The sequence below is a fragment of the Porphyromonas canoris genome (assembly GCF_000769115.1).
Taxonomy (GTDB): domain Bacteria; phylum Bacteroidota; class Bacteroidia; order Bacteroidales; family Porphyromonadaceae; genus Porphyromonas_A; species Porphyromonas_A canoris.
Genome location: NZ_JQZV01000013.1, coordinates 613,936 through 627,965, shown reverse-complemented (window position 1 = coordinate 627,965; position 14,030 = coordinate 613,936). Strand labels below are relative to the sequence as shown.

Genomic DNA, 14,030 nt, shown 5'->3' with positions numbered 1-14,030 from the left:
CATTATTCAAAGCTCGATAGCTCTTGAAGCCGACCTTAATAATTGACTTGTTTTTACACTACAAATGTAGATCTTTAGCCGGCTTCGACTCTTCACTATATCTGCACACTTCTACATTTTCAGGGCATTAACAGTTGTGCCTATCTGTACTATTCAAGCATAAAAAGCATATAAAACACTTACTGCCAATAAAATAAAAATATAGACAAAGAAGAGAAAATAAAACAAGGAAATCGTGTAAGAATAGATGACTTCCTTGTTTTTTATTGAAGAATATGCTTTTTACATACTATGTGTCAAGCGTCATTTTCTGATATTGAGAGGGAGGAACACCCACTTCCTTCTTGAAAACACGAGAGAAATAGTTCGGATCGGAAAATCCGCAAGCATCGGAAATCTCTACGATGGAGAGAGATTCTTCTCTCAGCATCTTCTTTGCTTTGGAGAGTCTGATCTGAAGAACATAAGATATTGTAGAGTATTCGGTCAAGGCATTCAGCTTTCGATTCAGTTGAGAGGGGCTCATAGCCATCTTGTCTGCCAAGTATGAAGCATTCATTTCAGGATTTCTCAACTGAGAATATATGAGATCGGTAACTTTCTGTAAAAACTTCAAATCTCTATCGTTAAGCTCTCGAAGCTCGGATCCGTTCTCTTTATCTATAACCTCCTTATACTTCTGTTTCAAAAGACGTCTGTTTTCAAGGATATTCCGCATCCTTATCCGAAGCTCTTCCGGGCTGAATGGTTTATGCAGATATGCCTCTACACCCAAGTTCAAAGCCTTTAATCGATCCGGATCGGAAGCTTTTGCCGTAAGCACTATAATGGGAATATGATTGAGTAACATACTCTCCTTCATCTTTTTACAAAATTCAAATCCATCCATGACAGGCATCATAATATCCGTTATAACAATGTCGGGAATATGCTTTTCTGCCAACTCCAATCCCTCTTCCCCATTCTGAGCAAACAACAGATTGTAATGCTCTCTTAGCATAGACTTAAGATAGAGAGAGACATCATTGTTATCCTCGACAATAAGAATCATCGGCTGTATGCTGTTAAGCTCCGAAGACTCTACCGGATCGCTTTCCCTATGATCTGCAATAACAATATCCGATGGAGCCGGAAGAGAGTGGGAAGTCTCATCAACGGCTATCGCCTTAAATGGAGTCTTACTCTTCACAGGAAGAGATACCGTAAACGTAGAGCCTTTACCCGGCTCGCTCTGAACGGAAATCTCTCCATTCATTTTTTCTACCATCATTTTACAGAAAGAGAGACCTATTCCGGAGCCGGTCTCATTCTTGGTATTGGGACTCTGATAAAAGACTTCAAAAACCTTATCCAGCTCTTCTTGCGGGATCCCTTCGCCTGTATCCGACACTTGTAATTGGATATTTTTCTCTTTTCGTCCCTTAGTAAGCACAACGTTAATGAATCCTCCCGGCGGAGTATGCTTGATGGCATTGGAAAGAAGATTGCTGAAGATCTTGTCTATATAGAATGGAATAAAATCCATTTCAAGGACATAAGCCCTGTTGTAGAAGTTGAGCGTAACTCCTTTATCCGCTGCGTATAGCTTGAAAGTCTCTACTATCATCTGAAGATAAGAGACAATATCTCCTCTTCTCCAATCCGGCTCATATCCTCCACTTCTCAGCTTCGCAATATCAAGTAGCTGATTCACCAGCTTTAACAAGTTGCTCCCCTGCCTGTCTATGGCTGAGTGATAGACTTGTCTCTCTTTCTCGGACAGATTTCTTGCTTCTGCAAGTTGTCTGTTCAGCCCTTTTATGACCGTCAAAGGTGTCCGAAGTTCATGCGTAATATTGGTAAAAAACTCCGTCCGACGACTTTCAATCTCTTTCAGAAGTCTATTACTCCGAGTCCGTTGCCTGTATGCGTAGTAAAAAAGAGCCGAGGTCATGAGAGCCACTAAAATCACTGCCCACAGCGTATATATGGCTCTCTCTTTTTCGGTTTTCTTCTTTTTCACCTCAGTTTCTATCTCTTGAAGTTGGCGAAAAGCCTGTTCGCGTTCGTAGTTTACCTTCAGTTCTATATACCGATCTGCCTTCTGAACACTCAAGATACTGTCTTTAATGACCTGACCTTTCTTGTAATGGTTGAGAGCGGAATAAAAATTTCCATCCTGAAAATCCCGCTCATGCCTCAACATATATATGGTTGAGAGGTGCTCCGGAGCATTTATCTCCAAAGCCGTTTGCTCTGCTTGGCATATGTAGCGTTCAAATTCGGACTTATTACCAACAAGATGATTGATCTCGGCAATAGATATACAGGAAGTAAGCCAATGGAATCTATCGCTGTGCTCCTGCATTATATCATAAGACTGTCGGTAGTATTCCTTGGCTTGTTCGTAGCGTTTCTGCTTCTTATAGATATCTCCCAAATAGGAGAGACAAAGCCCTTCCCCAACATAGGATTTGCCCAGCCGATTCTGTTCCAAAGATTTCTCGTAATACTCTTGAGCAGCATCATACTCTTTCCGAGCCTCATATACTGCTCCCAGATTAGCCAAGTTGATCGCCTGCCCGATATTATTTTCAAGTAAGACTTCCCCCTCCAATGCTTGCTTAAAATACTTTTCAGCCTCATCGTAATGTCCAAGAGTCAGAGAGATGTTCCCGATACCATTCATGGAGGAAATCTTACCTTTCAATCCTTCGGGAGTGTCTACTTTAGAAAATGCTTCGGAATAGACCAATGCCCGGTAGTGATACTCCGATGCTTGAGAAAGTGCTCCTATACGACGGAAATCGGTACCAAGATTATTCAATCCCTGTACAATAAAAATAGTATCGCTTAATTTAAGGGACATCTCAAGTTCTTTTCCATGAAACTCTATTGCTTCCGAAAAGGAGGAGTTTGCTCTATGAAGATTTCCAAGAGTCTTATAACATAACATTGCCGCTCTGTCATCTCCTCTATCCAAACTTCTATTCAGTAAATAGAGAAGAGAGTCTTTGTTTTTTCTATTTCGAAACAGCTCTTTTGAGATAGCATGAGAAGAGAAAGAGCTACGTGCATCTTTACTCTTACGAGAACAGGATACTAAAAAAGACATACCCCAAAACAGCACCATTAAGAGCAGATAAAATCGGAGAGGTCTATATGTAGAGAGTCGAATCATGACTCATTGCTTCGTTTAGATTATTGTACCAAGTTTTCAACAAAGATAAGATATTCCAGAAAATAAAGGAAAATGAACGAATTTCTTCATCTACTCTGCTGGTCGTTCTCTACCGACAGAAAAAGTGCTGACTGAACTTGCCTTGTTTCCGAACAAAATTCACTTGTCAAATTCACCTAAAACTCAAAAGGAGAAAAATATTTTTTATATATTCCATACACCTCTTCCCATTCCGTTTTTTAGAGTTTCTATTTTGATCGAAGAGGTTGTTTTCAGAGCATGAGCAAACTGTTAAATTTATGCAATTTCATTAACACTAATTTCAATACCTATTAAGCGAAAACGCTAAACGAGCATATTGTTTCGGCTTAACGTGTTTAATTTTTCAATGAACACGTTTACTGATTTCATTTAATACGTTTACCGGATTCGATTAACGTGTTTAGAAATTTCACTTATAGTACTGACAGTTAGAGGATTGAGCGTTTTGCGCTCTTTTTTGCTGCTTTTAGGCTCAAAATCGCATTAGGTTTCATTCACAAACATAGGCGTTAAAATTCACCTATACTAACGCGAAAACAGCCCCTGAATCCGACCAAGAGGAAAAATTTTCCGAATTTCCACTTTTTCGTATTTCCCTTATAGTAAGATATTTATATAGTTCGCCTCTTTATGTCTTGAGTGAAAATGATTTGAAACAAGAAGGTCTCGGAAAAGAAAAGAGTCCACTAACGGAATCCGTTTTTATATAAAAAGACACGCCATGATCCCCTTTTCTCCTCTTGGCATTCCCTCTTGGCATAGTATATGTATGTATAAACTTCGGAAGGTTTTACCAAAGAACATGACCGATATGAAGCAAAACAGATACAATACTGTCTTTACAGACGAAACAACCGATAGCCCATTCATGACAGCTGTCATGGAAGAGGTAGTAGACTCTGCCCTTACAGAGCAGCCCTCTTCCGAAGAAGAGGGAGAGTCTTGGGACGAACTACTGACCGGAGAAAACGACAAAAGCAGTGCCGCAAAAACCTCTTCCGACTCCGGAAAAGGCAAAGGGAACAAAAGCCGTACACCTAACCTCGATCTCTATGGCATATCTCTCAACAGAAGAGTAAGGGAAGGAAAGATAGATCCGGTATATGGAAGAAACAAGGAGATAGTGCGCATAGCACAGATTCTCCTGAGAAAAAAGAAGAACAATCCGATTCTGCTCGGTCTGCCGGGAGTGGGAAAGACCGCAGTGGTAGAGGCTCTTGCACAACGCATAGAGCATGGAGAAGTGCCTCCTTTCCTTATGGGCAAAACCATATACTCTCTCGACCTTGCAGGCTTACTCGCAGGAGCGGTGTACAGAGGTCAGTTTGAAGAGAGACTGAAAAAGCTCATAGAAGAGGTGCAGAGCAATAGCGACATCATCCTGTACATAGATGAGATACACACCATCATGGGTGCGGGAAACTCTCAAGGCAGTTTGGATGCTGCCAATATACTGAAGCCGGCATTGGCTCGTGGGGATATTCGCTGCATCGGAGCCACGACTCTGGATGAGTATAGAAAGTCCATCGAAAAAGATGGTGCCATGGAACGAAGATTCCAAAAGGTAATGATAGATCCTCTGACAGAAGAGGAGACCAAAAATGTCTTGCTCGACCTGAAAGAGACCTACGAAAAGTTTCACCACGTTCAGTATGAAGAAGAGGCTCTCGAAGCATGTGTCTCTCTTACTGCCCGATATATAACAGACCGCAACTTCCCCGATAAGGCGATAGATGCAATGGATGAAGCGGGATCTTATATTGCAATCCTCGAACAGAATAAACCAAACAAGCTGGACTCCCTAAAAGAATCCCTTAAAGAGATCAGGCTGAAAAAAGATGCCGCTGTAAAGGAGAACAACTACGAACTTGCAGCGAAATACAGAGACCGGGAGTCTGCCACAAAAGAGGAAATAGAGCGTTATCTGGAGGCTTTAAAGAATAAAGACTTCACTACTCCCCCTCCTGCCGTGACGGTCGAGGATGTCGAGCGCACGGTCTCTCTCATGTCCGGAGTACCGGTCTCAAACATATCGGCGGATGATCTTACCAAGCTATCTACTCTTGCTCCTACGATCAAGTCCAAAGTGATAGGGCAAGATCATGCTGTGGAGACACTTATAAAGAGCATACAACGCAATAAAATCGGACTGAGAGACCCTAAAAAGCCTATCGGTTCGTACCTGCTTTTGGGATCTTCCGGTGTGGGAAAGACTTATCTCGCAAAGCAGATAGCAATAGAACTTTTTGGAACCGAAAAAGCTCTCATCAGGGTAGACATGAGCGAACTGATGGAGAAACACACCGTTTCTCGCCTTGTGGGAGCTCCTCCGGGATATGTAGGATACGACGAAGGAGGACAGCTGACCGAAAAAGTGCTACGCCGCCCCTACTCCGTGGTGCTCTTTGATGAGATAGAGAAAGCTCATCCCGATGTGTTCAATATCCTGCTCCAAGTGTTGGATGATGGTATCTTGACCGATGGTAATGGCAAGACCGTGAACTTCAAGAACACGATCATCATCATGACTTCCAACATAGGTACTCGCCAGCTAAAAGACTTCGGCGTTGGGATAGGCTTCCGCGACACATCCGGAGACCTTAGCTCTCTCTCCCAGCAAGTGATACAAAAAGCTTTGCGCAAGACTTTTGCTCCGGAGTTTTTGAACAGAATAGATGACATCATCACCTTTAATGCGCTGGGTACAGAGTCTATACTTAAAATAGTAGACCTCGAACTTGCATCTCTTCTTAAACGTATCGCAGAGATAGAAATATCGGTGCAAATCTCTCCAGAAGCAAAGTCTTTCCTCGCAAAAGAGGGATACGATGCCACCTATGGTGCTCGTCCTCTCAAAAGAGCCATAAGCAAGTATATAGAAAACAAGATATCGGATGGTATGATTTCGGGAGAAGTACAGAAAGGAAAGTGCTATCTGATAGATGTTGTCAAGGATGACAACGGCAATGCAACCGATACAATCGTGAAGGAAGTGTTCAGTATGGAAAACCTGAATATCGAACCTCAAAAAAAGGTACAGGAATAACATCCGCACTTCAACAGACAGGACATAAAACAACAATAAATGATATGAGTACAAAACAAGGAAACATTGGTGTAACAAGCGAAAACATTTTCCCTATTATTAAGAAGTTTCTCTACTCCGATCATGAGATCTTTCTAAGAGAATTGGTTTCTAATGCAGTGGATGCTACGCAAAAGCTCAAGACTCTCAGTGCCAAGAACGAGTATAAAGGAGAGCTGGGAGATCTTACCATACGTCTGCGTATAGAGGATGACAAGCTCATCATATCGGATAGCGGTATAGGTATGACTGCCGAAGAGATAGAGAAGTATATCAATCAGATAGCAATCTCCGGAGCAGAAGAGTTCATGGAGAAGTATAAAGACGATACCGCTGCCATCATCGGGCATTTCGGTCTCGGCTTCTACTCCTCTTTTATGGTGGCTTCCAAGGTAGAGATAGACACTCTAAGCTATAACGAAGGAGCAGAGCCTGTTTTGTGGAGCTGTACCGGTACTCCCTCTTTTGAAATGCAAAAGGGTACTCGCACGACACGAGGTACAGACATTATATTATATATAGATGAAGAGAATAAGGAGTTTCTGAATCCGGACAAGATAAAAGCCCTGCTCAAGAAGTACTGCCACTTCCTTCCCGTACAGATTGCATTCGGATACGAACAGGAGTGGAAGGATGGCAAATATGTGGACACAGATAAAGAACTTATTATCAACACCACAGAACCTGCATGGACCAAGAAACCTGCCGATCTGAAAGACGAAGATTATCTCTCTTTCTATAATGAGCTTTATCCCTCTGCAGGTTTCGGCGGTATGGATGAGCCTCTCTTCTGGATCCATCTGAACATTGATTATCCGTTTAATCTTACCGGTATTCTCTACTTCCCTCGTATAAAAGATAATATAGACCTCTCCAAGCATAAGATACAGCTGTATAGCAATCAGGTTTTTGTTACTGAGAACGTAGAAGGTATCGTTCCGGACTATCTCAACATCCTGCATGGTGTGCTCGATTCTCCGGATATTCCTCTGAATGTTTCCCGTTCCTACCTTCAAAGCGACCGGAATGTCAAGAAAATATCTTCTTACATCACAAGAAAAGTGGCAGATAAGCTGGACGAACTGTTCAAAGACAACCGTCCTTCGTACGAGGAAAAGTGGTCTGCTTTAGAGCTATTCGTGAAATATGGTATGCTGACGGAAGAAAAATTCTACGACAGAGCCAAGAAGTTCTTCCTTTTGAAAAACTCGGAAGAGAAGCTCTATACGGAAGAGGAGTACAGAAACCTTATCTCCTCTGTTCAAACAGACAAGGATGGTAAGCTTGTTCTACTCTACTCCACCAATATAGAAGAGCAATACTCTGCCGTAAAAGAGGCAACGGATAAAGGATATGATGTACTTCTTTTGGATGGCAGACTGGATATGCCTCTTGTATCAATGCTCGAACAGAAGTGGGAGAATGTTCGCTTTGCACGCGTCGATAGCGATGCCATAACAAACTTGATCCCCAAAGAAGAGAACAAAAAAGAGGTAGAGAAAGAGCTATTTGCAGGTCTTAACGGACTCTTTGCAGGGGCTGTTCCTAAAGCAAATGGAAAGAATTTCCATATCATTCCTTCTCACATGGGGTCAGATGCAAGACCTATCACTATCGTCAGAAATGAATTTATGAGACGTATGAAAGATATGTCCCAATTCCAGCAAGGGATGAACTTCTATGGGGATTTACCGGACAGCTTCGAGCTTTTGGTAAACGTGGATCACCCGATAGTGAAAAAGGTTTGGGAAGACTTTAATGCAACTCACGCAGAAGAAGCAAAAAGGCTGAACGGAGAGCTGAAAGGATTTGAAGCCAGAAGAGATGTGCTGACACAACAACTCTCTACCGATAAGACGGAAGAGGAAAAGAAAACATTGGAAGCCGATCTTGAAGAAACAAAAAAACAGCTCTCGGATATCGAACAGCAAAGACAAGGTCTGTTTGAAAAGTACGGCAGTCAGGACAAGATAATATCACAACTGATCGACCTCGCACTCCTTGCCAATGGACTATTGAACGGGAAGCAGCTGGACAGCTTTATTTCTCGCTCGCTCGAAATAGTTGGGAAATAAATGCTATTTTTGTATAGGTGGAATCTTATGTTAGGTTCCACCTGTAACTTTTTTGAAGAACGGACTAAGAGACAAAGTAGCTTGTCGCTGCGCTAAGGTTTCAAGGCGGAGAGGAAAGTCCGGGCAACGTAGAGCACCATACTTCCTAACGGGAAGCTGCCTGTCCTTTCATGCGTGATAGAGAAAAAGGCAGACTAATGCAACAGAAAAGAACCGCCATTGGAGTCTTGACTTTAATGGTAAGGGTGAAAAGGTGAGGTAAGAGCTCACCGGAGGCATAGTGATATGTCTTGTCCGTGTATGTTATGGGTTGTAAGATCATGTATACCGACGTCTAAGTGTTGCTCGCACAATGTCGGGGGGTAGATCGCTAGAGATTGCAGGCGACTGCAATAGTAGATAAATGACAAGCACCTGATCTTCGGAGAGGGCACAGAACCCGGCTTATAGCTTTGTCTCTTTCGTTCTTCACACTTTATATTCGATATATGACAGACTCTGCTCCAAAGAAGAAGCCTGACGGGCAAAGAAAACCCAAGAAGAGCCTTGCAAAATGTATGTCTTACTCCTTCCGGATGGCGTACAAATTTATCACTGTAGATATGTGGCGCATATTCCCTGACGAGACTACCGGAGTGAAGGGAAAGATGACCAATACTCTCAGGGTGCTTTATATCACCATAGCGGAGTTTATTGAAGGTAACACGATGCGCAAGTCCGCAGCTCTGACCTACTCTACCATTCTGTCCATTGTCCCGTTATTGGCTATTCTTATCAGTATTGCTGCCGCATTTGGTGTACAGGAAACCGTACAACAGCAGCTGTATGAATATCTCCCTGCACACCGCTTAGAACTGTCGCAAGGGCTGGAATTTGCTCAAAAGTATATCGCTGAAACAAAAGGAGGAGGGCTGTTCATCGGTATTGGTGTTATCTTTCTTCTATGGGCGGTAATCTCTTTGCTCTCCTCGATAGAAGATACTATCAATGATGTCTGGCAGATTAAAGAAGCTCGAAGTTGGAGCAGACGTATTCTCGGATACCTTGCTGCCTTTATCCTTCTTCCTGTTCTGATGACTTTAAGTTCCGGTATCAACATCTTCATTTCATCCTTAGGCAACGTAAACATAATAGATAGCATCAGTCTCACACCCATTGTTACACTTCTTCTTCACGCTGTTTCTTTCTGCATCGTTATAGGTATATTCACGACCCTCTTTCTCATCTTTCCCAATACAAGAGTACACTTCTCCAGTGCGCTCATAGGGGGAACGGTTGCGGGTATTGGTTTTTCCCTATTCCAGTGGGTGTATATCTCCGGGATGCTTTGGGTTACAAAATATAATGCGATATATGGAAGTTTTGCAGCTATTCCACTTCTACTCATGTATATCAACTTTTCATGGGTCATCTGCCTATTCGGTGCGCATCTGAGCTATGCCATAGAAAACACATCGCTATATCTGTTCCGAGCAGAAAAAGATAACGTATCCAGAAGATTCCAAGACTTTGTTGCCTTGATACTAATGAAGAAGATCGCCACGGCATTCAAGAATGAGAGAAGCAAACCATACTCTATCGAAGGTCTTTCAAAAGAGAGCCGCATCCCAATCACCGTTGTAAGAGATATGTTAAACAGGCTTGTTGCCACAGGGCTTATACGTGAGATCCCCAATATTGATCTCCCAAGAACTCTCAGATACATGCCCAACGTAGATATTCATACCATCAGTGTGCAGAAAATATTACACGCGTTGGATACCTTGGGCTTTGAAAATCTTTCACAAGAGACCTATAAGCGGTTCGATCAAGAGTGGCAAACCATATTGGCAACAAGGGATATCAGAAAAGACGAAGCCGTAATGCAGCAGAATATTCTCGATATTTAGTTGATTCCCAATTATTTCTTCCGGAACAAAAACAGATAGTACACATTCAAGAATAAAGATATTCTATTAAAAATCACAAATCAAAATCATGAAACTAAAAAGAGTTTTGTTAGGAACGTTCTTCGCCACGATTGCTTGGAGCGGTGTTGCTCAAGAACGTCCCTTATGGATGCGCTATCCGGCAATCTCTCCTGATGGAAAAGAGATTGCGTTCAGCTACAAAGGAGACATCTATAAGGTATCTGCTCAAGGCGGTCAGGCTGTCCGTCTTACTACAAACGAGGGGTACGAGAAAAGCCCTGTCTGGAGTCCCGATGGCTCAAAAATTGCTTTCACCAGCACTCGCAACAATGCCGGTGTAAACATCTATATCATGTCCTCAACGGGAGGAGTGGCTAAGCAGCTTACTACTCACTCTACAGCTGAGACCCCATGCACATTCACTCCGGATGGCAAAAGCGTGGTATTCAAAGCGCACATCCAAGACCCTCATACCAGTGCTCTTTTCCCCACAGGACGTTTATCCGAGCTTTATGCCGTGTCTGTCAATGGAGGAAGACCCGAGCAGATTATCTCCACACCTGCTGAAGCTGTATCATACTCCAAAGACGGTAGCAAGTTCTTGTATCAAGACCTCAAAGGATTCGAGAATGAGTGGAGAAAGCATCACACTTCCTCTGTTTCCAGAGATATTTGGGAATATGACCTCAAGAGTGGAAAGCACAGATTTGTAGTCCAACATGACGGAGAAGACAGAGATCCGGTATACAGTTCGGACGGGAAAAAGGTCTATTTCCTGAGCGAACGCAAGGGTGGCTCTATGAATGTATATGAAACAGACATCAATGGTAATGGCGAGACTGTCAAGGCTCTGACATCGTTCAAAGGGGATCCGGTTCGCTTCCTTTCCACATCCAAAGACGGAAAGCTATGCTTCGGATATGCAGGAGAGATATATACCATGACTCCGGGACAAAAGCCCCAACGGGTCAATATATCTGTTGCAACAGACATCTCCGATGTTCAAGACAGACGTCTTTTTCTACAAGGCTATCAGTCTGCAAGCATCTCTCCCGATGGGAAACAGCTTGCTTTCGTATCCAGAGGAGAAGTGTTTGTAACATCAGTGGATTACAGCACAACAAAGAGAATAACCAACACCCCTTCCGGAGAGCAAAGTGTAACCTTCGGAGCAGATAACCGCTCTATCGTATATGCAAGCGACAGAAGCGGCAAATGGGATCTCTACAAAGCAACAATAGTAAACAAGAACGAGCAGAACTTCCCCAATGCCACCATTATTAAGGAAGAACTTCTCATTCCGGGCAATAAAGTAGAGAAGATGCATCCCGCATTCTCTCCCGATGGAACAGAGGTAGCATTCGTGTTGGGACGTAAAAAACTTGCCGTGTACAACCTCAAAAGCGGAAAGATAAGAGAGATCACCGATGGTTCTACACAGCATGGAGAAGATGGCGATATGAACTTCGAGTGGAGTCCGGACGGCAAATGGTTTGCCATTTCTTACGTTGCCAGAAACCACGCACCCTATTATGATATAGGTATCGTTAGTGCCAAAGGCGGAGAACCGATATTCAATGTAACCAACAGCGGATACTTCGACATGAATCCGCATTGGGCTATGGACGGCAATGCCATCATCTTCCACAGCGAACGTTATGGTATGCGCAATCACGCCTCTTGGGGTTCTCAGTCCGATGTCATGATCGCTTTCATGAACAGAGAGGCCTACAACAAGTTCAAGATGAACGAAGAGGAGTTTGAACTCTTCTCGGAAGAAGAAAAGAACATCAAGAAAGAGGCAGAAGAGAAAGAGAAGAAAGAGAAAAAAGGAAAGAAGGAAGAGGATAAGAAGAAAGCTCCCGAAAAGAAAGATCTCAATATCGAGTTCGACAACATGGAGGATCGCATCATTCGTCTTACACCGAACTCTTCTGCCTTGGGAGACGCTATCGTCACCAAAGATGGCAAGAAGATGTACTACCTCTCTGCATTTGAAGGCGGATACGACCTTTGGTCTTATGACTTGAGAAAACGCTCCACAAAACTGCTAAGAAAGATGGATTCGGGAGGAGCACAGTTCCAGATGGACAAAGAGGGCAAGCAGATCTTCATCCTTGGGGCTCAACCTCAGAAGATGACCGTGGCAGGAGAGACCTTTAAGCCGATCTCGTACCAGGCTGAATGGAAGACAGACCTTGCCGCTGAGCGCGAATATATGTTCAATGTCGTTAAACGTGAAGAAGGTCTTCGCTTCTACGATGCCGGCATGCACGGTGTAAAGTGGGACGAACTTACCAAACACTACTCTCGCTATCTCCCTTACATCTCCAACAACTACGACTATGCCGAAATGCTGAGCGAATTGCTTGGAGAGCTTAATGTCTCTCACACCGGATCCGGTTACAGAGGAAGCGGAGCTTCCGAACCTACTGCGGAGCTCGGACTATTCCTCTCTTGGGAAAAGGGCAAGGATGGTCTGCTTGTGGATGAAGTGATAACAGGTGGTCCGTTTGACAACTTCAGAAGCAAGGTTAAAGCCGGCGACATCATCGAGAAGATTGATGGTGAAGATATCAAGGCAGGCGAAGACTACTTCCCTCTCCTTAATGGAAAGATCAGACGCAACATTTCCGTATCATTCTACTCCCCTAAGAGCAAAGAGCGTTGGAGCGAAACCGTGAAAGGTATCTCCTCTTCACAGCTCGAAGATCTGCTATACAAGAGATGGGTTAAGCAGCGTGCCGATGAGGTTGATAAGCTATCCAAAGGACGTTTAGGCTATGTACACATCCCTTCAATGGGAGACCCAAGCTTCCGTACGGTTTACTCCGAAGTGATGGGACGCTATTACGACCGCGAAGGCATCGTTATAGATATTCGTTACAACGGTGGCGGACGTCTTCATGAAGACTTGGAAGTATTCTTTACCGGAAAGAAATATCTGCAACAGCAGATTCGTGGAAAAGATTACTGCGAAATGCCGTCTCGCAGATGGAATCATGAGTCTGTCATGGTCATGTGTGAAGCGGACTACAGCAACGCTCACGGAACACCATGGGTGTATAAACACCTTGGTATAGGTAAGCTCGTCGGTATGCCTGTTCCGGGAACCATGACGAGTGTCAACTGGGTTACGCTTCAAGATCCGAGCTTGTACTTCGGTATTCCTGCCGTTGGTTACAAGACCGCAGAGGGTATATATCTCGAAAACTACGAGCTGCACCCTGACGTTAAAGTGCGTCTCGACTTTGATAAAGCCCTAAAAGGCAAAGACACACAGATGGAAGCAGCAGTAGAAACATTGCTAAAAGAGGTCGGTAAAAAAGAGTAACCCCTTCCGTCCATAATATTGGAGAAAAAGCTCCGGTGTGAAGATTGAAAAATCTCATACCGGAGCTTCTTTTTTATGTCTCTCTTTTCTGCTCCTTTTGCCCCAAAATATAGGGGGATTTTGCGTGCACTTTTATATAAAAACAGAGTGCAGAGAAGAGCCACCGCTCTCTTCCACTTTTGCTCTCTTTTCCCTCAACCAAATCGCAAGAAGAGGATAATCCCCTAAAAATAAGGCAAATATAAATCAGCTCGAATTTGGAAAAAATTTTTTCTCAGTCCATTTCATGGGCGTTTTTCGCGTTAACAGGTGTGAATTTTAACACCCATTTCTGTAAACGTTTCCTAATAAAGAAATCTGCCTTTTTGGGTACTTTTTAGGGTAAAAACACATAAAACACTGGCATATAGCATTTTATCAATTT

Annotated in this window: 5 protein-coding genes and 1 other RNA gene; 5 read left to right on the top strand and 1 reads right to left on the bottom strand. The window is 43.3% G+C overall.

The genetic code is table 11. The annotated features are described in order from the left end of the window. Positions 1–289: 289 nt before the first annotated feature. Complete coding sequence (locus tag HQ43_RS07705; protein ID WP_200879551.1) at positions 290–3,094, bottom strand: ATP-binding protein; 2,805 nt, start codon at positions 3,092–3,094, stop codon at positions 290–292. Positions 3,095–4,013: 919 nt separating this feature from the next. Here HQ43_RS07705 and HQ43_RS07700 point away from each other — a divergent pair. The 5 genes from HQ43_RS07700 to HQ43_RS07685 all read left to right on the top strand — a co-directional run bounded on the left by HQ43_RS07700 (position 4,014) and on the right by HQ43_RS07685 (position 13,606). Further along, complete coding sequence (locus HQ43_RS07700) at positions 4,014–6,248, top strand: ATP-dependent Clp protease ATP-binding subunit (protein WP_235305959.1); 2,235 nt, start codon at positions 4,014–4,016, stop codon at positions 6,246–6,248. Between the two features lie 44 nt (positions 6,249–6,292). Further along, a complete protein-coding gene (gene htpG / locus HQ43_RS07695) occupies positions 6,293–8,362 on the top strand; it encodes a molecular chaperone HtpG (protein WP_036791822.1) in 2,070 nt (689 codons plus the stop codon). Positions 8,363–8,430: 68 nt separating this feature from the next. Next, positions 8,431–8,825, top strand: an RNA gene (gene rnpB / locus HQ43_RS09580) — RNase P RNA component class A. 139 nt (positions 8,826–8,964) lie between these two features. Then, entirely contained in the window at positions 8,965–10,251 is a 1,287-nt protein-coding gene (locus HQ43_RS07690) for a YihY/virulence factor BrkB family protein (protein WP_161785897.1), read from the top strand. A gap of 88 nt (positions 10,252–10,339) precedes the next feature. Next, entirely contained in the window at positions 10,340–13,606 is a 3,267-nt protein-coding gene (locus HQ43_RS07685) for a S41 family peptidase (RefSeq protein WP_036791816.1), read from the top strand. Positions 13,607–14,030 lie beyond the last annotated feature (424 nt).

Bases quoted from the DNA above. Each gene is read 5' to 3' on its own strand.
- HQ43_RS07705 (WP_200879551.1), bottom strand. From the start codon at position 3,094: ATGTCTTTTTTAGTATCCTGTTCTCGTAAGAGTAAAGATGCACGTAGC.
- HQ43_RS07700 (WP_235305959.1), top strand. From the start codon at position 4,014: ATGAAGCAAAACAGATACAATACTGTCTTTACAGACGAAACAACCGAT.
- htpG (WP_036791822.1), top strand. From the start codon at position 6,293: ATGAGTACAAAACAAGGAAACATTGGTGTAACAAGCGAAAACATTTTC.
- HQ43_RS07690 (WP_161785897.1), top strand. From the start codon at position 8,965: ATGTGGCGCATATTCCCTGACGAGACTACCGGAGTGAAGGGAAAGATG.
- HQ43_RS07685 (WP_036791816.1), top strand. From the start codon at position 10,340: ATGAAACTAAAAAGAGTTTTGTTAGGAACGTTCTTCGCCACGATTGCT.